Source organism: Eoetvoesiella sp. (assembly GCF_035555955.1).
GTDB lineage: Bacteria > Pseudomonadota > Gammaproteobacteria > Burkholderiales > Burkholderiaceae_B > Eoetvoesia.
This window is the reverse complement of the sequence record NZ_DATMGA010000050.1, coordinates 1-22,072: the sequence shown is the minus strand read 5'-3', so window position 1 is coordinate 22,072 and position 22,072 is coordinate 1. Positions and strand designations below refer to the sequence as shown.

The window sequence follows — 22,072 nt, the reverse complement described above, 5'->3', positions numbered from 1 at the left end:
GTTGCTCGAGCGTGGCGGCATTGACGTCGACCGCCCCCGCCAGGCCCGGCATGGCCAGCCCCAGGCCCAGCAGCAGGACCCAGGCGGCCGCCCTGCCTCGGTGGCCCGCATGCATCCCGCCATGCGCGGCAGCGCCCCGCCGCAGGCGTTTGGCCAGGCCGCCAAGCCATGAAGCCGGCCGCCGCGCGGGGGCAGTGCCCAAGCGGGCCGCCGGCACGGACTCGTGGTGAACGGGAGGCGGCAATGATGCCGGCGCGGGCTGAGGCGCGGCCTGGGAAAAAGGAGACGGCCCGGCCCGGCTGTTTTCGGACAAGGGTCTGGCGACGGTGGATTCGGTGAACGGATTCATGGCTAGCTCCAGAAAAAGTACGGAACGGCCCGCCAGGCCTTGCGCCCAATACGGCGCAACAGCCAAGGCAGCCAGACTCCATCTTGAAGCACCCCGCGCGGGCCGGATAGCCGGCCGACAGGCAAACATCCATTCGTAGAAACACAAGGCCCGTCAACGGACGGGCCGAACCACTTGCGCCCAGACTCAATGCATCCCGCGCCGGCGGCATCCTGAACCTGCCGGCGCTCCTAGAGCCTGCCGCGCTCGATCAGCGTATTTACGTACTCGGCCACGCCAGTCTGCACGTCGCGCAGCGGCTGCTCGAAGCCGGCGGCCCTCAACTGGGTGAGGTCGGCCTCGGTGTGGCTTTGGTAGCGCCCCTTGAGGTCGTCGGGGAAGGGAATGTAGCGGATCAGCTTTTGCTGCACCAGGTCGGCCAGCGGCAGCGCCGGCTGCCCCGTCCGGGCGCGCAGCGTATTGACCACAGTGCTGGCGACATCGTTGAAGGGCTGGGCGCGGCCCGTGCCGCAATTGAATATGCCGGAGGTCTCGGGGTGGTCGAGAAAATGCAGGTTCACGTTGACGACGTCGTCGATGTGGATGAAGTCGCGCATCTGCCCGCCGTTGGCATAGCCGTCCCAGCCGCCGAACAGGCGCACGTGGCCTTCGGCCTGGAACTGGTTCATATTGTGAAAGGCCACGGAGGCCATCCGCCCTTTGTGCTGTTCGTTGGGGCCGTACACATTGAAGTAGCGCAGGCCCACGACCGGCGCGTTCAGGTCGTCGAGGTGCCGGCGCAGCACCTGGTCGAACAGGAACTTGGAATAGCCGTATACGTTCAGGGGCGATTCGTAAATGAGGTCTTCGGCATACACGGGCCCTGCGCCGTACACCGCCGCCGATGAAGCATACAGCAAGGGTACCCGGGCCGCCTGGCAATACTGGAAGATTTCCAGCGTGACCCGGTAATTGTTGTCGAGCATGTAGCGCCCGTCGCGTTCGGTGGTGTCGGAACAGGCCCCCTGGTGCAGCACCGCCTCGATGTTGTCGAACTGCCCTTGCTGCAGGCGCTGGCGAAAATCGTCCTTGTGCATGTAGTCGGCGATCTTGCCGTCGACCAGGTTCAGGAATTTGTCGCCCTGAGTCAGGTCGTCGACCACCAGGATGTCGTCGTAGCCCCTTTTATTGAGGCCGCGAACCAGGTTACTGCCTATGAAGCCGGCTCCGCCGGTAACGATTATCATGCCAACTCTCCCGCGGCCACCACCGAGGTGCCCAGCTTGCCTACAACAATGCCGCCGGCGCGATTGGCCCAGTCGACCGCTTCGAACCATGGCAGGCCGGCCGCCCGCATGACGGCCAGGGTGGCCAGCACGGTGTCGCCCGCGCCCGAAACGTCGAAGACTTCCTGGGCCTGCGCATCGATATGATGGCGCCCCTGCGACGTGAATAATGTCATGCCCTGCTCGGATCGAGTGACCAGCAAGGCTTCGAGATGAAGCTCCTCGCGCAATCGCTGTGCGCGCTCGTCGAGCTCTTCTTCGGTGCGCCAGCGCCCCACGGCATCCTGCATTTCGGAACGGTTGGGCGTGATGATGGTAGCCCCGAAGTATCGCTTGTAGATATGCCCCTTGGGATCGACCAGCACAGGCACGCCGGCCTCGCGCGCCGCCTGGATAAGCGATTCGACCCGCGCCAGCGCACCCTTGGCATAATCGGACAGCACGACCACCGTATGGGTGGCCAAAAGCTCCTGCACGCTGGCCTGGATGCCATCGAGGCTGGCCGCCTGGGGCATTTCTTCGAAATCGACGCGCAGCAGCTGCTGCTGGCGCCCAAGCACCCGCATCTTCAGGGTGGTATGCAGGCTGGAATCGCCGACCAGCCGCGTGGCAATGCCTTCGCTTGCGGCCAGCTCGTCTACCTTGGCGCCCGCCTCGTCCCGGCCGACCACGCCGACCAGCGTGGCCCGGGCGCCAAGGGCCACGATATTGCGCGCCACGTTCGCCGCGCCACCCAGCCGGTCTTCACGGCGCGCCACCCGCACCACCGGCACCGGCGCCTCGGGTGAAATGCGCTCGACCTCGCCGAACCAGTAGCGGTCGAGCATGATGTCGCCGACGACCAGGACGTTGACGTCCTTGATTTCCCGGGCAGGAAACGGCTTCATTTAATCTCCTCGAGGCGCAGAGGCTTGTAGGTTTCCCAGGAATTGCAGCCCGGGCACTGCCAATAGAAATGCCGGGCCTCGAAGCCGCACACATTGCAGGAATAACGATCCAGACGCTGAGTGTGCTTGTGGATGAGCGAGCGCAGCAGGCTCAGGTCGGCATCGGGCGTGACGTTGGGCAATGTGGAGCGATCGCCGGTTGCCAGCTCGATTTCCAGCAAGCGATCGAGACCCAGCAGCGAGGGGTGGGCCCGCAGAGCATCGCGCGCAAACTCCCAGGCCGTATCGTGCCCTTGTTGCGCCCGCATTTCGCGGAACACCACATTGAAGGTGTCCAGCGTGGGATGGCGCAGGTAATGGTTTTTGAGCGTTGCCAGGCCTTCTTCGGGCCGGCCTATGGTCCGATAGCACTCGAACAGTTCGCCGGCGACCAGACCGGCGTACTCGGGCGCGATGGACAGCACGGATTCCAGATAAGCCCGTTGCTGCTCGGGGTTGTTGCGCAGCTTGGCAACGGCGGCGCGCAGCATGGCAATGCGCGCTTCGGAAGCCTGCCCGCGCGCCTGGCCGCGCAGCGCCGCCGCGGCGTTGTCGGCGGCATCCAGGGCCGCCTCGGCCTCCTGCAGGTTGGGCGGCCGGGCGCCCAATGCCGTTTGCGCCTGTTCGCATTGATAATGCACCAGTTGCGGAACGGGCTCGTCGACCAGGGCGCGCAGCCGCTTTACCGCTTCGATGGCGCGCGGCCAATCGTGCTCGGACTCGTAGATGCGGATCAGCGCGCGCACCGCCTGCACGGCGAAGCGCGTGTCCAGCACGTTCTGGAAAGCCTGTTCGGCGCGATCCAGCATGCCGGCCTTGAGGAAGTCTTGCGCGATTTCGTGTTGCGCATGTTCGCGCTCGGCCTGAGGCAAATCGGACCGGGCCAGCAGGCTTTGATGCACGCGGATGGCGCGCTCCATTTCGCCGCGCCGGCGGAACAGGCTGCCCAGGGCGAAATGCAGCTCGGTGGTTTCGGGGTCGAGCTTGGCCACCTCGACGAACGCATCGATGGCTCGGTCGGGCTCTTCGTTGAGGATGAAATTAAGGCCCTTGAAATAGGAATCGGGCAAGGCGCGGGTTTCGGACAGCATTTGCCGAATATCGACGCGCGCGGCAATCCAGCCCAATGCGAACAGCACGGGCACCACAATCAGCCACCAGGGTTCGAAGTCCACGGATCAGCCTCGGCGATTACAGAGGCGCCAGGGGCGCAATGGTTTCAGGCGGGATCACGGGATCGGGCTCCGTCCCGTATTTGCCGGCGTCCTGCAGGCGTTGCACGTCGCGCCGCAGCTTGCGCAGTTCGCGGCGCCGGCGCCAGCTCGCCGGGAACACGGCCAGCAAGGTGAACACAATGCCCACGACAAAAGCCGCCAGCATGACCACGATGAGCGGCACGCCCGCAATGACGTGATCGGCATAGAAACGGACATTGACCGGATCGGTGTTTTTAAGGGCAAACAATAAAACCAGCACGAAGACCAGCAACCTTAATGCCCAGACCAGGTAGCGCATGACAGAAACTCCAATTGATCAGGAATGAGGTAATTGTAAGGGGAATCGCCGCCCTCACCGCGAATCGGCGCAAACATTTTCGGTTCGCGCCTCATAAGCAAGCAGGCCTCCCGGAGAAACCGGGAGGCCTGCTTGAAACGACATGGCAATGAAGCCTTCAGCCGTGCATGAAGCGAGGATCTGCGGACGGCGACTCGAAGTCAGGTTCGGAAACCGTGTTGACTTTGGCGTCGAACGCCGCATCGACCCGCTCGCGCAATTCCTTGCCCGCCTTGAAGTGCGGCACCCGTTTGCCGGGCACCATGACTTTCTCGCCGGACTTGGGGTTGCGCCCCACGCGCGGTGAACGCTCGGATAGCGAAAAGCTGCCAAAGCCGCGGATCTCGATGCGCTGACCGTTGGCCAGGGCCTGGGTCATGGCATCGAGCACCGTCTTGACGGCTATATCGGTATCGCGCACGGCCAGTTGCGGGTAGCGGCTGGCCAGAATTGCGATCAGTTCTGACTTAGTCACACCAATTAACCGTCGTCGCGCTGCTGATCCAGCTTGGCTTTGAGCAGTGCACCCAGGTTGGTGGTGCCCGACGAAGCGCTGGCATCCGACATGCGCTGGATGGTATCGGCGGTTTCGGCGTTGTCGCGAGCCTTGATGGACAACTGGATCGAACGCGCCTTGCGGTCGATGTTGATGATCATGGCTTCGATGTTTTCGCCGGCCTTCAGGACAGTGGTTGCATCTTCGACGCGGCCCGAGGAGATTTCGGAAGCGCGCAGATAGCCTTCGACGTCCAGCGACAGGGTAACCACGGCGCCCTTGGCTTCGACGGACTTGATGACGCCCGGGACCACGGCGCCCTTGTCGTAGGTGGCGACGAAGTTGTTGAAGGGGTCGCCTTCGAGCTGCTTGATGCCCAGCGAGATCCGTTCCTTGTCGGTGTCGATGCCCAGCACCACGGCGTCGATTTCGTCGCCCTTCTTGAAGTTGCGCACAGCTTCTTCGCCGGATTCGGCCCACGAGATGTCGGACATGTGAACCAGGCCGTCGATGCCGCCGGGCAAGCCGACGAACACGCCGAAGTCGGTGATGGACTTGATGGCGCCGCGGACTTTGTCGCCGCGCTTGAAGTTGATGGAGAACTCTTCCCAGGGATTCGCGCGGCACTGCTTCATGCCCAGCGAAATGCGGCGGCGTTCTTCGTCGATTTCCAGAACCATGACTTCGACTTCGTCGCCCAGCGTGACGACTTTGCGAGGATCGATGTTCTTGTTGGTCCAGTCCATTTCGGAAACGTGCACCAGGCCTTCGATGCCCGACTCGACTTCAACGAACGCACCGTAGTCGGTGAGGTTGGTGACCTTGCCGAACAGGCGGGTGTGTTGCGGGTAGCGGCGAGCCAGGCCGACCCATGGGTCTTCACCAAGCTGCTTGACGCCCAGCGAAACGCGGCTGCGCTCCTGGTCGAACTTGAGGACCTTGGCTTCGACTTCCTGGCCCACTTGCAGGACTTCGGAAGGATGGCGAACGCGGCGCCATGCCATGTCGGTGATGTGCAGCAGGCCGTCGATGCCGCCCAGGTCGACGAACGCGCCGTAGTCGGTGATGTTCTTGACCACGCCCTTGACCACAGCGCCTTCGCTGAGGGTTTCGAGCAGTTTCTGGCGTTCTTCGCCCATGCTGGCTTCAAGGACCGAGCGACGCGACAGCACAACGTTGTTGCGCTTGCGATCGAGCTTGATGACCTTGAATTCCATGGTCTTGCCCTCGTAGGGCGTGGTGTCCTTGACGGGACGCAGGTCGACCAGCGAGCCGGGCAGGAAGGCGCGGATGCCGTTGGTCATGACGGTAAGACCGCCCTTGACCTTGCCGGTGATGGTGCCGGTGACCATTTCGCCGGACTCGAGCGCTTGTTCGAGCTGCAGCCAGGCCGAAAGGCGCTTGGCGCGGTCGCGCGACAGGATGGTGTCGCCGTAACCGTTTTCGAGCGAATCAATGGCTACGGAAACGAAATCGCCAGCCTTGACTTCGACTTCGCCTTGATCGTTCAGGAATTCTTCGAGAGGAATAAGAGCCTCGGACTTGAGACCCGCGTTGACCACGACGAAATTGTGATCGATGCGGATGACTTCGGCCGAGATGACTTCACCGGACTTCATGTCCTGGTTCTTGATACTTTCTGCGAACAAGTCGGCAAAGCTTTCGCCGCCAGTGGCGGCAGTGGTTGGAATGGAGGACATTAAAATAATTCCATTAAGCCGGAATGGCTATTAAAAACACACCAAGACCACGCGGGCCCCGGCGGAGTGAAAAACAAATCCCGCAAAGGCCATTAGGCCTTCGAGGACACCAATTTCGACCAAAGGCCGAGTACTGCATTTACGGTTGCATCGATGGATAGATTCGAGGAATCCACCGTATGCGCATCGGGCGCCGCCACAAGCGGCGCGTTCGAACGCGTACGGTCGCGCGCATCGCGCTCTTCCATATCTTGCATAAGGCTTGCTAGATTAGCAGAAATTCCCTTTTCCTTCAACTGCTTACATCTTCTTTGCGCCCTGGCGGCGACATCGGCCACAAGAAAGACTTTCAGGGGCGCATCCGGAAATACCACGGTTCCCATGTCCCGCCCATCGGCAACCAGGCCCGGCGCCCTCCGGAACGCCCTCTGGCGGTCGAGCAGCGCCTTGCGCACATCGCCCAGCACCGCCACCTGGGACGCCAGGTTGCCCACCACCTCGGCGCGGATGCGCTCGGTAACATCTTGTTCCGAAAGAAAAATTCGGCCGCCGTCGAAGCGCACATCCAGGCCGCGCGCCGCCTGGGCCACGGCCGCCTCGTCGGCGGGATCCACACCGTCGTCCAGGCAGGCCAGCGCCGTAAGGCGGTATAGCGACCCGCTGTCCAGCACCGACCATCCCAAGGCCTGGGCAACCCGCTGGGCGATGGTGCCCTTGCCCGAAGCCGTCGGGCCGTCGATGGCAATGACAGGCGCTTTTTCAGTTGGACTCATGACTGGATCAGCCCCTCAAAAACGGTGAAGTAGTCGGGAAAGGTCTTGGCCACGCAACCCGGGTCCAGAATCGTAACAGCCCGGGGGCCGAAAGCGGCCAGCGAAAAGCACATGGCCATGCGATGGTCGTCGTAGGTGGCGATGCTGGCCTCGCGCCAGCGCGAAAACTCGACCGGACGCACGCGCAGCCAATCGGGGCCCGACTCGACCTCGGCGCCCAGCTTTGCCAGCTCGGTATGCATGGCATGGATGCGATCGGTCTCCTTGACGCGCCAGCTGCCGATATTGCGCAGCGTGCAGGGGCCGTCGGCAAACATGGCCAGGGCCGCCGCCGTCATGGCCGCATCGGGAATCAGGTTGAAGTCCTGGTCGAAGGCCTTGAGCTTTGCGCCCTGCGCCACCTGCACGCCGCTGACCGCCACGGAGTCGGGATGCCGCACGACCCGGGCGCCCATGGCTTCGAGCGTGTCGGCAAACGCCATGTCGCCCTGGATGCTGGCCGAGCCCACCCCGTGGATGCGCACCGGCCCGCCGCCTATGGCGCCCAGCGCCATGAAATACGAGGCCGACGAGGCATCGCCTTCGATCGTCATGGCGCCCGGGGAACGATAGGAGGCGTCGGCCGGAATCACGAAACGGCGCCAGCCTTCGCGCTGCACCGTCACGCCGAAGCGCTCCATCAGGTTCAGCGTAATCAGGATATAGGGCTTGGAAATGAGCTCGCCCTCGACCTCGATGGCCACCGCCTCGCCGGCCAGGGCCGCGTGGATGGGCGCGGCCAGAAGCAGCGCCGTCAGAAACTGGCTGGACACCGACCCCTTGATGCGCAGCGGCGCATCCACACGAATGCGCCCTTGGCCGATGGCCAGGGGCGGGTAGCCCTCGCTGCCCTGGTACTGCACCTGGGCGCCAGCCTGGCGCAGCGCATCGACCAGGTCGCCGATGGGCCGTTCGTGCATGCGCGGCACGCCCGACAGCCGATAATCGCCGCCCATGACGGCCAGCGCCGCCGTCAGGGGCCGGAAGGCGGTGCCCGCATTGCCCAGGAAGAAATCACCCTGAGCCTGGGGGAAACGTCCGCCCGCGCCATGCACGTCCACCTGCGTCGGACCGGTTGAATCGATGGCGACGCCCAACTGCCGCAACGCAGCCAGCATGACACGCGTGTCGTCGGAATCAAGCAGGCCGCCAAGACGAGTCGTTCCCCGGGCCAAAGCGGCCAGCAGCAGGACCCGGTTCGAAATGCTCTTGGATCCCGGCAAGCGGACATCGCCGCGTGCCGTGCGCGCCGCAGGCAGGCGCAAACTGGTTTGCGTGCTCATGACAGGCCGCTCCGGCTACCCCAGAAACGGCGGGCCAATGCCGCACGCTCCAGGAAATCGTGCAGTCCCTCGCCATCGCCTTCGCGCACGCACTGCTCGGCGCGCTCCAGGGCCGCCTTGACCTCTTGCAGCTCGGACAACAAGGCATCGCGATTGGCCATGAAGATGTCGCGCCACATTTCCGGCGACCCGGCGGCAATGCGCGTAAAGTCGCGGAAACCCGTTCCGGCCAGCGCCATGCGCGCGCTGGAATCATGGGCCGCGGCAACCTGTTCCATGAACACCGATGCCAGGAAATGCGGCACATGGCTTACCGATGCCAGGGCCACGTCGTGCGCCTGGGCATCCATGGTCACGACCCGCGCTCCGCAGCGCTCCCACGCCCTGGTCAGCAGGGTTTTCGCCTCGGCGGCGTTTTCCGGCAAGGGGGTGAGCACGACGGTGCGGTTGATGTACAGATCGGCATCCGCCGCCTGGGGGCCCGTGGTTTCGGCGCCGGCAATGGGATGGCCGGGAATGAACTGCGCCGCCTTCCCACCCAGGGCCGCATACGCCGCCCGCACGACGTCCAGCTTGGTGCTGCCCGCGTCGGTCACGATGGTGTGGCTGCGCAGATGCGGCGCCAGCTCTTCGAGGATGCGCCGGGTCGCGCCCACCGGTGCGGCCAGCAAGATCAGGTCGGCTTGCTCGGCAGCCTGTTGCAGCGTCACGGCTTGGTCGATGAGGCCCAGGCGGCGCGCCTGCTCGAGGGTGCCGGCCTGACGGCCGGCGCCCAGCACCCTGCCCACCGCGCCGCGGCGGCGCAAGGCGGCAGCGAACGAGCCGCCGATCAGGCCCACGCCCACCACCGCCAGCACGCCCACCAGGGCGGCCGGCCGGACATTCGACGCAGCAAGGTCGGAAGTCATGCGTGCGGGCCTTTTACTGGATGGGGTAAGAGCCGAGCTCTTTGAAGAAAGCCGCCTTTTTTTTCAGCTGAGCCAGCGCGGTGGCGACGGCCGGATCGTTGCGATGGCCAAGAAGATCGACGTAAAAATAGTATTCCCACTGCCCCGTGCGCGCCGGCCGCGACTCCAGCCGCGTCATGGACACGCCGTTGTCGGCCAGCGGCGCCAGCATCTCGTAGACTGCGCCGGCGCGATTGGGCACGGCCATGATGACGCTGGTCTTGTCGTGCCCCGAAGGCAGGGTCTCGATGGCGCCGACCGCCAGAAAGCGCGTACGGTTCTGGGCGTCGTCCTGGATGCCCTGCGCCACCAGCTCCAGGCCCCAGGCCTGGGCCGCCATGGAACCGGCAATGGCGGCAACCGTGGGGTCTTCGGCGGCGATGCGCGCCGCCTCGGCGTTGCTGGAGGCGGCATCGCGCGCAAGATTCGGATAATGCCGGGAAAGCCAGGCCTGGCACTGCGCCAGCGCCTGCGGATGCGCCATCACGCGCTTGATGCCCTGCATGGTGCCCGACTGCGTCATCAGGCAATGGTGGATGCTGAGCGAGCGTTCGCCCAGCACTTTCAACGAGGAGTTCAGCAGCAGGTCCAGGGTGCGGTTGACCGCGCCTTCGGTGGAGTTTTCCACCGGCACCATGCCAACCTGGGCCTGGCCGGCCTCGACGGCGCGAAAGACTTCGTCGAAAGAGTCGCAGCGCAATTTTTCGACCGAGTTGCCGAAATGCTCGAGCGCCGCCTGCTCCGAAAACGACCCTTGCGGCCCCAGGTAGGCGACAGTCATGGTGCTTTCCAGCCCGCGGCATGCCGAGATGATCTGGGTCCAGACCGCATCGATGGCCGGAGACGGAAACGGCCCGCCGTTGCCGGCCTGCAGGCTGCGGACGATATTAGCCTCGCGCTCGGGCTTGAGCACCGCGCCGTCGGCGTCGAAGGCATGCTTGACCTTGCCGACGTCCAGGGCCGCTTGCGCGCGCTGGTTGAGCAAGTCGAGAATCTGCTTGTCGATCGCATCGATGCGATCACGCAGGGGCGACAATTGGTTCTGCAGTGTTTTATCCATGGCGACGTTCGAAATCCTGCATGAATGCGATAAGCGCGTTCACGCCTTCAAGTGGCATGGCATTGTATATGGAGGCCCGCATGCCGCCCACGCTTTTATGCCCCTTGAGCTGCAGCAGGCCCGCGGCTTCCGCCTGTTGCAGAAACGCGGCATTGAGTGTTTCGTCGGCCAGGAAGAACGGCACGTTCATGCGCGAGCGCACGCTGGGGTGAACCCGGTTGCTGTAGAAATCGGTGCTGTCCAGGTAGCCGTACAAAGCCTGGGCCTTGGCGATATTGGCCCTTTCCATGGCCGCCACTCCGCCCTGCTTCTTGAGCCACTTGAACACCAGGCCGGCCACATAGATGGCATAGGTGGGCGGCGTGTTGAACATGGAGTCGGCCCCCGCGACATTGGCATAATCGAAGGCCGAGGGGCAAGTGGGCAGTGCATGGCCGATGAGGTCGCGGCGCACGAATACCAGCGTGACGCCGGCGGGGCCCGCGTTTTTCTGGGCGCCGGCGAACACCAGGCCCGCGCGCGAGAAATCGATGGGGCGAGACAAGATATGCGAGGACGCATCGACGGTAAGCGGCACGCCCGGCGCGCCCAGCGCCGCCAGGTCGGGCCACTGGACGAACTCGACGCCGTCTATGGTTTCGTTGCTGCACAAATGCACGTAGGACGCATCGGCGCGAACCTTCCATTGGGCCGGATCGGGAAACCAGGTCCAGGCCTCCTGCCGCACCCCGTCCAGCGACACGGCATCGCCGCTGCTGGCCGCCACGGCGGCATCGCCATAGCGGCGCCCTTCTTTGTACGACTTGTTCGACCACGACCCCGACAACACGTAGTCGGCCTTGTTCGCACCGCCCCGACCTATGAGATTCATGGGCAGGATGGCGTTCTCGCCGATGCCGCCGCCCTGCATGAACAGCACGGCGAAGTCGTCCGGCACGGCCAGCAATTCGCGCAGGTCGGCTTCCGCCTCGGCGTGGATCTGGATGAACTGCTTGCCGCGATGGCTCATTTCCATGACCGACATGCCGCTGCCGCGCCAATCGGTCATTTCCTCCGCCGCCGTGCGCAACACTTCCAAGGGCAGGGCCGAAGGGCCCGCCGAAAAATTCCAGGGGCGCATTACTCGTCGTCCCCCTCGGCCTGGTCGGAACCAGGCCTGCCGGCATCGGTGTCAGGCGAGGCATCGTCAGCCGCGCTGCCATCCGCCCCGGCATCGACGTCCACGTCGACTTCGTCGGCATCGCTTTCCGCCACGCGGCGCACGCCCGACAGCAGGCTGTCGTCGTCCACGCTGATAAGGGTTACGCCCTGGGTGGCCCGGCCCATTTCGCGGATCTCGGAAACCCGCGTGCGCACCAGCACACCGCCCGTGGTGATGAGCATGATTTCGTCGGACGGGCGAACCAGCACGGCGCCCACCACCTTGCCGTTGCGGGCGCTGGTCTGGATGGCGATCATGCCCTTGGTGCCGCGGCCATGGCGCGTGTATTCGACGATGGAAGTGCGCTTGCCGAAGCCGTTTTCGGTGGCAGTGAGCACGCTTTGCGTTTCGTCTTCGGCGACCAGCAGCGAAATGACAGCCTGCCCGTCTTCGAGCATCATGCCGCGCACGCCGCGCGCGGTGCGGCCCATGGGACGCACGTCGTTTTCGTCGAAGCGCACGGCCTTGCCCGAATCGGAGAACAGCATGACGTCGTGCTGGCCGTCGGTGAGGTCGGCGCCGATAAGATAGTCGCCGTCATCCAGGGCAACGGCGATGATGCCGGCCTTGCGGGGATTGGAAAACTCCGACAGCGGGGTCTTCTTGACCGTGCCGCGCGAAGTCGCCATGAACACGTATTCGTCGTCGCTGAACGCCTTGACGTTGAGCACGACGGTGATCTTCTCGCCATCGACCAGCGGGAACATATTGACGATGGGCCGGCCGCGCGAGTTGCGCGAGCCTTGCGGCACTTCCCATACCTTGAGCCAGTACACGCGGCCGCGGTCGGAGAAGCACAGCAGGTAGTCGTGCGTATTGGCGATGAACAACTGGTCGACCCAGTCGTTTTCCTTCATGGCCGTAGCCTGCTTGCCCCGCCCGCCGCGCTTTTGCGCCCGGTACTCGGACAAAGGCTGGCTTTTTATATAGCCGGACTGCGACAGCGTAACCACCATGTCCATGGGGGTGATGAGGTCTTCGGTGTCCAGCTCGGTGGCGTTGTATTCGATTTCCGAGCGGCGCACGTCCTTGGCGTTGGTCGAGAACTCGGCCTTGATGGCCTGCAGTTCGTCGCCGATGATGGTCGTGACGCGCTCAGGACGCGCCAGGATGTCGAGCAGGTCCGCAATGGTGGACATGATGTCTTTGTATTCGTTGACGATCTTGTCCTGCTCCAGGCCGGTCAGGCGCTGCAGGCGCATATTCAGGATTTCCTGGGCCTGGGTGTCGCTGAGGCGGTACAGCCCGTCGGCCTGCAGCCCGAATATCTCGGGCAGGCTTTCGGGCCGGTAGGCGGCTCGTCCGCCCGGTGTATCGCCCTCGGCGCGCGTCAGCATTTCGCGCACCAGCGAGGAATCCCAGGTCCGGTCCATCAAGTCCTGGCGGGCCACCGGAGGCGTGGGCGCAGCCTTGATGATGGCGATGAACTCGTCGATATTGGCCAGCGCCACGGCCAGGCCCTCGAGCACGTGGCCGCGCTCGCGCGCCTTGCGCAACTGGTACACCGTGCGGCGCGTCACCACCTCGCGGCGGTGCTGCAGGAAGTACTCGACCATTTGCTTCAGGTTGAGCAGGCGCGGCTGGCCGTCGACCAGCGCCACGAGGTTCATGCCGAACGTGTCTTGCAACTGCGTATTCTTGTACAGGTTGTTCAGGACGACTTCGGGAACTTCACCGCGCTTGAGCTCGATGACCAGGCGCATGCCGTCTTTGTCGGACTCGTCGCGAATGTCGGAAATGCCCTCGACCTTCTTTTCGTTGACCAACTCGGCAATACGTTCCTGCAACGACTTTTTATTGACCTGGTAGGGAATGGCATCGACTACGATGGCCTGCCTGTTGCCCTTTTCCATGTCTTCGAAATGCGTCTTGGCGCGCATGATGACGCGCCCCCGCCCCGTGCGGTAGCCCTCGCGCACGCCCGACATGCCGTAGATGATCCCGCCCGTGGGGAAGTCCGGCGCGGGAATGATCTCGATGAGTTCGTCCACCGAGCAGCCGGGATTGCGCAGGCAATACAGGCAGCCGTCGACGACTTCGGCCAGGTTGTGCGGCGGTATATTGGTGGCCATGCCGACCGCGATGCCCGAGCTGCCGTTGACCAGCAGGTTGGGCAGGCGCGACGGGAGCAGCAAGGGTTCTTGTTCGCTGCCGTCGTAGTTGGGGCCGAAATCGACGGTTTCCTGGTCGATGTCGGCCAGGAGTTCGTGGGCGATCTTGGCAAGGCGGATTTCGGTATACCGCATGGCTGCGGCGTTGTCGCCGTCGATGGAACCGAAGTTGCCCTGCCCGTCGACCAGCATGTAGCGCAGGGAGAAGTCCTGGGCCATGCGCACGATAGTGTCGTACACGGCCGAGTCGCCGTGGGGGTGGTACTTACCGATGACGTCCCCGACAATGCGCGCCGACTTCTTGTAGGCGCGGTTCCAATCGTTGTTGAGTTCGTGCATGGCGTACAGCACCCGGCGGTGCACCGGCTTCAGGCCATCGCGCACATCCGGCAAGGCACGCCCCACGATCACGCTCATGGCGTAATCGAGATAGCTGCGACGCATTTCCTCTTCCAGCGAAATTGGAAGGGTCTCCTTGGCGAAGGAATCCATAGAAGGTATCTAGTTAGGTAAAGTCAGAGGCCGCTAACGGGCGAATAGGAAATTCTAGCACTTCCCCCTGTTGCGCATAAAAGACAGCCGCCGGGTGCCGCCCGCACCACGGCAAACCCACGAAATCAGGCCTGTCTCCTCTGAAACCCGAGAATCCACTTTAAGTCGTTTTCCCTGTTGCCAAAACCCAACATTAATCCGGAACTTCCTGTAGAATTCCGCATATCTGGACGCCATACGTGAAACGGGCTTAACCTAGTTACCAGAAATGCCGTAAGATTTGCCCTATCACGAATGATATACAGTGCAATTCTTTGTTTGATCACACAGCGTTGCTATACTGGTTATACGTTTTTATATGTGCGGCGTAGATGCGCTGCGATCACTTACCAGCATTAAGCTCAATGAGGAGAAACATGAATAAACCCTCCAAAATCGCATTAGCGCTCGCCATTGCAGCCTTCTCGGCTTCGGGTGCAGTATCTGCGCAAACAGTCGATAATTGGCAAAACTCGGACGGCCACGTTTGGAAAAACGGCACCAACGAACTATGCTGGCGCGACAGCTTCTGGACCCCCGCCACCGGCATCCCCGGCTGCGACGGCGTGCCAGTTGCCCAACAAGCTCCGGTGGTCGCTCCTACCGCCACCAAGGTGGTCCTGAACGCCGATACGTTCTTCGACTTCGACAAATCCACCATCAAGCCTGAAGGCCGTCAGGTGCTCGACCAGGTTGCCCAGCAAGCTTCGTCGATCAACCTCGAAACCCTCATCGCTACCGGTCACACCGACTCCATCGGTACCGAAGCCTACAACCTGAAGCTCTCGCAGCGCCGCGCCAACGCCGTCAAGGCCTACCTGGTGCAAAAAGGCATCGACCCCAACCGCATCTATGTTGAAGGCAAGGGCGAATCGCAGCCCATCGCCAGTAACAAGACTCGCGAAGGCCGCGCCAAGAACCGTCGCGTCGAGATCGAAATCGTTGGTACCCGCAAATAATACCCTCGGGTAATATTCGCGGCCGCAACGGCTACAATAAAGGGCCCCGCACTGCGGGGCCCTTGTTCATTCAGCAGGCCCACCATGACCGCAACTACATCCCCCGCTTCCTCCGGCAACGTCGACCAGGCCGAACTCGACAAATTCAGCGCCCTGGCTTCCCGCTGGTGGGACCCCGAAAGCGAGTTCAAGCCGCTGCACGCCATCAACCCCCTTCGACTGAACTGGATACAACAGCACACGGGGCCGCTGGCCGGCAAGCGGGTCGTCGACGTCGGCTGCGGCGGCGGGATACTGTCTGAAAGCATGGCGCGCGCCGGTGCCACCGTCACCGGCATCGATCTGGCCGAAAAATCGCTGAAAATCGCCAAGCTGCACGGGCTGGAATCGGGCGTAAAAGTGGATTACCGCACAGTCAGCGCCGAACAGCTCGCCGCCGAGCAGGCCGGGCAGTTCGACGTCGTAACCTGCATGGAAATGCTCGAGCACGTGCCCGATCCCGCCTCCATCATCCAGGCCTGCAGCCAGTTGGCCAGGCCGGGCGGCTGGGTGTTTTTTTCCACCCTCAACCGCAATCCCAAGTCCTTCCTGTTCGCCATCATCGGCGCCGAATACCTGCTGCGCCTGCTGCCGCGCGGCACGCACAGCTACGAGCATTTCATCAAACCCAGCGAACTGGCCACCTCGGCGCGCCGCGCCGGACTGCAGGTGGCCGACCTGGGCGGCATGGAATACAACCCCATCACCGACACCTACAAGCTGTCCCGCGACACCTCGGTCAACTACCTGGTCGCCACCCAGCGCGAAGCCTGATGCGCATCATGCATAAACTGGTACTTTTCGATTTCGACGGCACGCTGGCCGATACCGCCCCCGACCTGGCCGCCGCCGCCAACAAGGCGCGCGCCCGCAAGGGGCTGGCGCCCCTGCCCTACGAGGCCCTGCGCCCCCTGGCCTCGCACGGCGCGCGCGGGCTGCTCAAGGCCAGTCTGGACATCGATCCGGACCACCCCGAATACGACACGTTGCGCCGGCAGTTCCTGGACGATTACCAGCAGGACATGACCTCGCTGACAGTGCTGTTCCCTGGGGTGGAGCAACTGCTGGGCACGCTGGCGCGGCACGGCTACAAATGGGGCATCGTCACCAACAAGGTCGAACACCTGGCCCTGCCCCTCGTCGAGCACCTGGGCCTGGCCGACGATTGCGCGGTCACGGTGGGCGGCGATACCGCCAGCCACCCCAAGCCGCATCCCGCCCCCCTGCTTTATGCCGCTGAAAAAGCCGGCTTCGCGCCCGAACAGTGTATCTACGTGGGCGACGACGAGCGGGACATCGTGGCCGGCAAGGCGGCCGGCATGCCCACCATAGCTGCGGCCTATGGCTATTGCGGGCTGAGCGAGGTCGAAGGCTGGCAAGCCGACGCCATTGCGCGCACGCCGGGCGATATCTGGCAGCTGGTGCAGCAACTATTGCCGGCGGGCTGCGCACAGGCCTAGGGCGGCGATATGTGGTACGGTAAAGCATCCATTGCCATGTCGAACGCCCATGAAACTGCTTCTGAATCTGCACGCCCGCCAAACCAACCAGCGCCGGATGAGCAGGTTCTACCTGTCGCATCTGGACGAGGCTGCCTCCAGCGCCCAGGCTGAATTCGAAAAATTCTCGAAGCACGAAGACCGGCCGCGCACACCGCGCGAAATATTCGCGGACGACGAACAGGAAAACGACGATACGGAAATCTGAGCCAGGACCGCGGCCGCTGTGGCGCTTGCGCACGCCCAGGCGCGCCAGGGCAGGCCGCCGCCCGACGCGCCGCTATCGTCAACGTTGGGCGCGGCCTCAGGCCTCGATATCGACGTGCCTGGTTTCCTTGCCCAGCAGCAGCGCAATCAGGGTCAGCACACCCATGACGGCCAGATAGACGCCCACGAGGAAGGGGCTGCCGTCGGCCATGCCCCATAACCAGACAGCAATGAACGGAGCCACCGCGGCGCCCAGGATCGACGACACGTTGTAGGAAATTCCCGAGCCCGTATACCGGACATGGGTGGGAAACAACTCCGGCAGCAAGGCTCCCATTGGGCCGAACGTGGTTCCCATGAGGCTGAAGCCGATGATCAGCCAGGCCATGGCGCCGGGGAATCCGGCGTTCAGCAACGGCACCCACGAAAGCCCGAATACGATGATCGCGATGGTGACGGCGATCAGCGTTTTACGGCGGCCGAATCTGTCGGCCCAGGGACCCGAGAGCAGGGTAAACAACCCGAAGAACAGCACACCCACGATCAACATGAACACAAAGGTGTTATAGCTGTACCCCAGGCCCGGCAACTGCCCACCGGCGGGATTGACCGGAGCCCGCCCATAGCTCAGGGAATAGGTCGTCATGAGATAGAAAAGCACATAGGTCGCCAGCATGTAGAACGTGCCAAGCACCAACTGGCGCGGATATTTCTGCAGCACCTCGCCCAGCGGCAGCTTGACCACCGTTCCCGTGGATACCGCCTTGGAGAAGGCGGAGCTTTCCACCAGATGAAGCCGCACCCACAGCCCCACGATCACCATGACCGAAGAGAACAGGAAAGGAATTCTCCAGCCCCAGTCCAGAAACGCGTCGGATGGCCGCGAGGGATCGCCGGAGGGCAGTATTGCCGCCACGATAAGAAACAGTCCGTTTGCAATAATGAAGCCTATGGGCGCCCCAAGCTGCGGAAACGTGCCATACAGCGCCCGCTTGTCCTTGGGCGCGTTTTCGGTGGCCACCAGGGCGGCGCCCGACCATTCCCCTCCCAACGCAAACCCCTGGGCCAGGCGCAGAAGCACCAGCAGCAGCGGCGCGAACCAGCCTATGCTGTGGTAGGTGGGCAGCAGGCCGATGAGGAAGGTGGCTATCCCCATGGTCAGCAGCGCCGCAACCAGCGTCGCCTTGCGCCCCACCTTGTCTCCCATGTGCCCGAAAAACACCGCCCCGAGCGGACGGGCAACCATGGCTGCGCCAAAGACCGCGAACGACGAGAGCAGCGCCGTCGTATCGTTGCCGGTGGGAAAGAAAAGATGCGGAAAAACCAGCACGGCGGCCGTCGCATAGACGTAGAAATCGTAGAACTCGATGGTGGTGCCGATAAGACTGGCAAGAATGACGCGCAGGCGCGAATTGGCTGGAGCCCGCGCAGAACTGGCGGCCGGCGTGAATGCAGTATGGGTTTGAGACATGGGATTCTCGATATGAGGAGGGGCGGCGATTTGCGCTGCGCTGATTTCCCATCGCCCGCACCGACCCGCTATTCGGCATGGCCGCCCAAGCGGGGCGGACGCGATTCTACAGCAAGCGCGAAATCAATATTGAATCCACATGTGTCTTTGTGTATGAATCAGGATACAATTTGTACTGGGCCATGCCACCCGACCGCCTTCGGCCAAATGAAGGCAGGCTCGAAGAGCCGCCTTTCATGCCAAACGACCAGCCGCCCGCGACAAAGAACTGGTTCGACCTGCCCGCGTTCTATCGGGAAGTCCGCCGGGCGGCCGCCCCATGCTGGAACTCCGCCCGCACGATGGAGCGTAGCCATTGGCTGGCCGGGTCTGCATGGCTGCGCTTGTGCCAGAACTGCATCAGCGGAAAGGTCGGCGCGGCAACCGGCAGCTCGTGGATGCGGATGGTTCCCGATTTGGCCAGCTGCTGGGCTACCTCGCGCGGTACGGTGGCGACGACCTCGGTTTGCGGAACGATTTCGGCCAGGCTTAAAAAGTGCGGTACGGTCAGCATGACGCGGCGTTCGATTTTCATTTGCCGCAAATGATGGTCGATGATCTCCTGGCTGCGCCCCTCATAGGCCACCACCACATGCGGCGCGCTCTGGTATACCTGCAGCGACAGCCCTTTGCGCAAATGCCGGTTATTGCTGCTGGCAATGCACACGAAGACGCTTTCAAACAACAACTGCTGGTAAAACCCCGCCTTGTGCAGATCGGGGTAATAGCCGACGGCCAGATCGACCCCGCCCTCCTCCATGGCCTTTATCAGTTCGTCGATGGGCAGGGAGCGCGTGCGCAAGGTACAGCCCGGGCCTTGCTCCCACACGCCGCGGGCCAGGCCAGGCAGGAAATACAGCTCGCCGATATCGGACATGCAAAGCTCGAACCGGCGAACCGACGTTGAGGGATCAAAACCCTGCCCGCCCAGCAACTCCCCCTGCAATACCTGCATGATGCGCCTGACCGAGGGCATCAACGCCACGGCGCGCGGAGTGGGTTGCATGGCGTTGTCAACCCGGATGAACAACGGGTCGCCAAACACGGCGCGCAGCCGGGTCAGCGAATAGCTCATGGCGGGCTGGCTAAGACCTATCTGCTTGCCGGCCAGCGTCACGCTTTGCGTCTCGAACACCGCATCGAACACGGCCAGCAGCTTGAAGTCGAGATCCTTCAGATCTTTTAAATCCATAATTTGAATACAGACTATTAGATTTATCTAATTGACTAATATATCTGAACGCCTAGGATAGCGCTATCGCTATATCGAGGAGCCCATCATGTTTCCACGCAACCAATGGTACGTCGCCGCCCTGTCCAGCGAGCTTCAGGACAAACCCGTCGCCCGCACGCTGCTGGGCGAGCCCGTGGTGCTGTTCCGCACACCTTCCGGCGAAGTTGCCGCGCTGGAAGACCGATGCTGCCACCGCCAATTGCCCTTGTCCTACGGCACGCTGGAAGACGCCGGCATCCGCTGCGGCTACCACGGCCTGCTGTTCGGCGCCGACGGCAAATGCCTGGAAATCCCCGGCCAGGAAAAAGTACCGGTCAAGGCTTTCGTAAAACCCTATACCGTCAAGGAGCGTAACCAGATCGTCTGGATCTGGATGGGCCAGGCCGACGATACGGCCCCCGCCTGTGAACCGCCCGAATACGCCGTGCACGACAACCCCAAGTACCAGTTCAAGGGCGGACTGTTCCACTACGAAGCCCCCTATCAGCTCATCCACGACAATCTGCTGGACCTTAGCCATCTGGGCTACGTGCACCTGAAAACCATAGGCGGCAACGCCAAGCTGCACATGAATGCTCCCACCCGTGTGGAAGGCGACGGCGACACCGTGCGCGTCGTACGCTGGATGAAAGACTCAACGCCCCCTCCTACATATACGGCCGCCTGGCCCTATAAAGGCCTGATCGACCGCTGGCAGGAAATCGAGTTCAACCTCTCGTATCTGGCCATCTGGACCGGCGCCACCGACGCCGGCGCCGAAGACCTGGCCGCCCCCGAGCGCGGCGGCTTCCATATGCGCGGATTCCACGGCATTACCCCCGAAACCGAAACCACCTCGCATTATTTCTGGACCATAGCTTCGAACTCGCATCCCGACTGCGACGACAACTTCCCCACCGTCTACGAGCAGACCAAGAACACCTTTGCCGAAGACAAGGTGATTATCGAGGCGCAATACCAGAACATGCTGCGCTTCGACAATCCGCCTGGCGTGGACATTCACGTCGACGTCGGCGCCAATCGGGCGCGCCGAATCATCTCGCGCCTTAATCTGCAGACGATGGAAAGCCTGAAGGTTTAAGGGTTGGCGCTACGTTGCTTTTTTTTCAGCCATGATCCCATGGGTCAAGCGCGAGAAGGACTCGTTCGACTCTTGTCCAAGGCTTCGAGGAATTCTCGGTTACGGGCAAAATGAGCAGAGCAGGATAATTTAATCAGCACGACGACACAGGCAGCGCCGGGGGAATCCTGCCACCGGCATTGGCAATGCGGGGATGGCGCAAAGCATAGATGCTACTTGGCAATGCCCAGAAACCAGGCCAGCTTCGCGCTGATCCGCCTGGGAAACCAACAGGCTCTGCCGTCGGCACTCCGCACCAAAACCAGGGCGGCGCATATCGGGTACCCAGAGCTGCACAGGACGCAAGCCCGCTTTGCGCAAGGCATCGCGGTGCTTCTTGACACGGTCATTGACGTGCGTAGGTAGCGGTCATAAAAAGGGCCTGTGTGGCGTTAAGCAAAGGGGGGGCAGGAATCGAACGTTAAAGGTCTGCGCAATCCAGCTCAATCGGATCCTGTGCCCGTCAAATCTCCAGAATCGATGCCAGGCGCATCAACGCATCGTCAATGACCGCCTGGGGGGCTCGTTCAACGACCCTTGCTCCTCTAGCCGAAAGGTCGAGCATGCGAACTTTGTTCACAAGAGCTACGCCCTGAGTTTTGCATCCTGTTCCAGTTAGGGATACCGCAAATCCGGCATAGCGGGAGAAATCTCCGCCCTGAGTGATGGGGGCGACCAGTACGTCACCAAGTTGATTGAAGACTTTTGGACTGAGTACCAAGGCTGGGCGAGAGCCAGATTGTTCATGACCTAAAATCGGATCCAGTGTGACGAATACGATGTCTCCCTTGTCGAACGCTTTTTTCACCAGGATTCCCCACCCACTGGCTTAGCGTTGTCCCATAGCTCGATATCAGCCGGGGGCGGAGCGCTGGTATCGCACTGAGCCACAAGCTCACTGAGGGTGTACTTGCGTTTCTTGGACATAATGATTTTTCCATCGGCAGTTGTGTCAACCGCCATGGATTGGCCTACCGCAAGGTGCAGCTCTTTTAAGAGTGCCGGGGGTAGCACTGCAACGGTGCTGTTGCCGTATCGGCGCAGAGTGATTTCCATGATTGTTCAACGTTGTTAAACCAGCTTCTAGCGTACCAAGGTTTTTTGCGATTGTAAAGCATTGCTTTACTTGGCTCTTCCTCATTAAAGGGGGACAGCGACATTCATTAAACTTGTTTTTGCGAAGAACGAGCTTAATGGAAGGAATGCCGATGTCCCCCGTCGATTTTATCTTAGGAATCCGAGATGTATTGATTGAACGCGTCGAGCGTG

22 protein-coding genes and 1 pseudogene are annotated in these 22,072 nt (G+C 62.4%); 5 read left to right on the top strand and 18 right to left on the bottom strand.

The genetic code is table 11. The features are described from left to right. The 13 genes from VNT00_RS12425 to gyrA all read right to left on the bottom strand — a co-directional run. On the bottom strand, window positions 1–349 hold a 349-nt coding region (locus tag VNT00_RS12425; protein WP_414650931.1), incomplete at its 3' end, for a hypothetical protein. A 230-nt stretch (window positions 350–579) separates the two neighbouring features. Further along, the gene (gene rfaD / locus VNT00_RS12420) at window positions 580–1,575 is read right to left on the bottom strand and encodes an ADP-glyceromanno-heptose 6-epimerase (protein WP_325587905.1); all 996 of its coding nucleotides are present in this window, start codon (window positions 1,573–1,575) and stop codon (window positions 580–582) included. After that, window positions 1,572–2,501 carry a D-glycero-beta-D-manno-heptose-7-phosphate kinase gene (gene rfaE1 / locus VNT00_RS12415; protein WP_325587903.1) on the bottom strand — a complete coding sequence of 310 codons (930 nt, stop codon included), beginning with the start codon at window positions 2,499–2,501 and terminating at the stop codon, window positions 1,572–1,574. Before rfaE1 ends, rfaD begins: the two co-directional genes overlap by 4 nt. After that, on the bottom strand, window positions 2,498–3,715 hold the full coding sequence (gene lapB, locus VNT00_RS12410) for a lipopolysaccharide assembly protein LapB (RefSeq protein ID WP_325587901.1): 1,218 nt from the start codon (window positions 3,713–3,715) through the stop codon (window positions 2,498–2,500). Before lapB ends, rfaE1 begins: the two co-directional genes overlap by 4 nt. 16 nt (window positions 3,716–3,731) lie before the next feature. Beyond that, window positions 3,732–4,055, bottom strand: coding sequence for a LapA family protein (locus VNT00_RS12405; protein WP_325587899.1), 324 nt, complete (start codon window positions 4,053–4,055; stop codon window positions 3,732–3,734). A 157-nt stretch (window positions 4,056–4,212) separates the two neighbouring features. Continuing rightward, window positions 4,213–4,569 carry an integration host factor subunit beta gene (locus VNT00_RS12400; RefSeq protein ID WP_325587897.1) on the bottom strand — a complete coding sequence of 119 codons (357 nt, stop codon included), beginning with the start codon at window positions 4,567–4,569 and terminating at the stop codon, window positions 4,213–4,215. 5 nt (window positions 4,570–4,574) lie between these two features. Further along, on the bottom strand, window positions 4,575–6,290 hold the full coding sequence (gene rpsA / locus VNT00_RS12395; RefSeq protein WP_325587895.1) for a 30S ribosomal protein S1: 1,716 nt from the start codon (window positions 6,288–6,290) through the stop codon (window positions 4,575–4,577). Window positions 6,291–6,382: 92 nt separating this feature from the next. Continuing rightward, complete coding sequence (cmk, locus tag VNT00_RS12390; protein WP_325587893.1) at window positions 6,383–7,063, bottom strand: (d)CMP kinase; 681 nt, start codon at window positions 7,061–7,063, stop codon at window positions 6,383–6,385. Continuing rightward, window positions 7,060–8,385: a 3-phosphoshikimate 1-carboxyvinyltransferase gene (aroA, locus tag VNT00_RS12385; protein WP_325587891.1), complete on the bottom strand. Its 1,326-nt coding sequence runs from the start codon at window positions 8,383–8,385 to the stop codon at window positions 7,060–7,062. The genes cmk and aroA overlap by 4 nt, the downstream gene beginning before the upstream one ends. After that, on the bottom strand, window positions 8,382–9,293 hold the full coding sequence (locus tag VNT00_RS12380; RefSeq protein WP_325587889.1) for a prephenate dehydrogenase: 912 nt from the start codon (window positions 9,291–9,293) through the stop codon (window positions 8,382–8,384). Before VNT00_RS12380 ends, aroA begins: the two co-directional genes overlap by 4 nt. Window positions 9,294–9,306: 13 nt before the next feature. Further along, the gene (pheA, locus tag VNT00_RS12375; protein ID WP_325587887.1) at window positions 9,307–10,392 is read right to left on the bottom strand and encodes a prephenate dehydratase; all 1,086 of its coding nucleotides are present in this window, start codon (window positions 10,390–10,392) and stop codon (window positions 9,307–9,309) included. Further along, complete coding sequence (gene serC / locus VNT00_RS12370) at window positions 10,385–11,512, bottom strand: 3-phosphoserine/phosphohydroxythreonine transaminase (RefSeq protein ID WP_325587886.1); 1,128 nt, start codon at window positions 11,510–11,512, stop codon at window positions 10,385–10,387. The genes pheA and serC overlap by 8 nt, the downstream gene beginning before the upstream one ends. Beyond that, complete coding sequence (gene gyrA / locus VNT00_RS12365) at window positions 11,512–14,196, bottom strand: DNA gyrase subunit A (protein WP_325587884.1); 2,685 nt, start codon at window positions 14,194–14,196, stop codon at window positions 11,512–11,514. Before gyrA ends, serC begins: the two co-directional genes overlap by 1 nt. Window positions 14,197–14,612: 416 nt before the next feature. On the opposite strand from gyrA, the gene ompA reads away from it, so the two are divergent. From ompA to VNT00_RS12345, 4 genes are all read left to right on the top strand, one after another. Next, window positions 14,613–15,194, top strand: coding sequence for an outer membrane protein OmpA (gene ompA, locus VNT00_RS12360; RefSeq protein ID WP_325587883.1), 582 nt, complete (start codon window positions 14,613–14,615; stop codon window positions 15,192–15,194). Window positions 15,195–15,278: 84 nt separating this feature from the next. Beyond that, complete coding sequence (ubiG, locus tag VNT00_RS12355) at window positions 15,279–16,007, top strand: bifunctional 2-polyprenyl-6-hydroxyphenol methylase/3-demethylubiquinol 3-O-methyltransferase UbiG (RefSeq protein WP_325587882.1); 729 nt, start codon at window positions 15,279–15,281, stop codon at window positions 16,005–16,007. 8 nt (window positions 16,008–16,015) lie between these two features. Further along, on the top strand, window positions 16,016–16,693 hold the full coding sequence (gene gph / locus VNT00_RS12350) for a phosphoglycolate phosphatase (RefSeq protein WP_325587880.1): 678 nt from the start codon (window positions 16,016–16,018) through the stop codon (window positions 16,691–16,693). A 49-nt stretch (window positions 16,694–16,742) separates the two neighbouring features. Next, window positions 16,743–16,940, top strand: a complete 198-nt coding sequence (locus VNT00_RS12345; protein ID WP_325587878.1) for a hypothetical protein — start codon at window positions 16,743–16,745, stop codon at window positions 16,938–16,940. A 96-nt stretch (window positions 16,941–17,036) separates the two neighbouring features. Here the strand turns inward: VNT00_RS12345 and VNT00_RS12340 are convergent, their stop codons facing one another. Then, window positions 17,037–18,410, bottom strand: a complete 1,374-nt coding sequence (locus VNT00_RS12340; protein ID WP_325587876.1) for an MFS transporter — start codon at window positions 18,408–18,410, stop codon at window positions 17,037–17,039. Between the two features lie 289 nt (window positions 18,411–18,699). Then, a complete protein-coding gene (locus VNT00_RS12335) occupies window positions 18,700–19,641 on the bottom strand; it encodes a LysR family transcriptional regulator (protein WP_325587874.1) in 942 nt (313 codons plus the stop codon). A gap of 88 nt (window positions 19,642–19,729) precedes the next feature. Here VNT00_RS12335 and VNT00_RS12330 point away from each other — a divergent pair, with 88 nt between their 5' ends. Then, window positions 19,730–20,764, top strand: a complete 1,035-nt coding sequence (locus VNT00_RS12330; RefSeq protein ID WP_325587872.1) for an aromatic ring-hydroxylating dioxygenase subunit alpha — start codon at window positions 19,730–19,732, stop codon at window positions 20,762–20,764. A 129-nt stretch (window positions 20,765–20,893) separates the two neighbouring features. Here the strand turns inward: VNT00_RS12330 and VNT00_RS12325 are convergent. The 3 genes and pseudogenes from VNT00_RS12325 to VNT00_RS12315 form a co-directional block, all read right to left on the bottom strand. Then, window positions 20,894–21,139, bottom strand: a pseudogene (locus VNT00_RS12325) (antitoxin MazE family protein); the annotation flags it as partial. Between the two features lie 127 nt (window positions 21,140–21,266). Next, entirely contained in the window at window positions 21,267–21,614 is a 348-nt protein-coding gene (locus tag VNT00_RS12320; RefSeq protein ID WP_325587907.1) for a type II toxin-antitoxin system ChpB family toxin, read from the bottom strand. After that, on the bottom strand, window positions 21,608–21,859 hold the full coding sequence (locus VNT00_RS12315; protein WP_325587870.1) for an AbrB/MazE/SpoVT family DNA-binding domain-containing protein: 252 nt from the start codon (window positions 21,857–21,859) through the stop codon (window positions 21,608–21,610). The genes VNT00_RS12320 and VNT00_RS12315 overlap by 7 nt, the downstream gene beginning before the upstream one ends. Window positions 21,860–22,072: the final 213 nt, after the last annotated feature.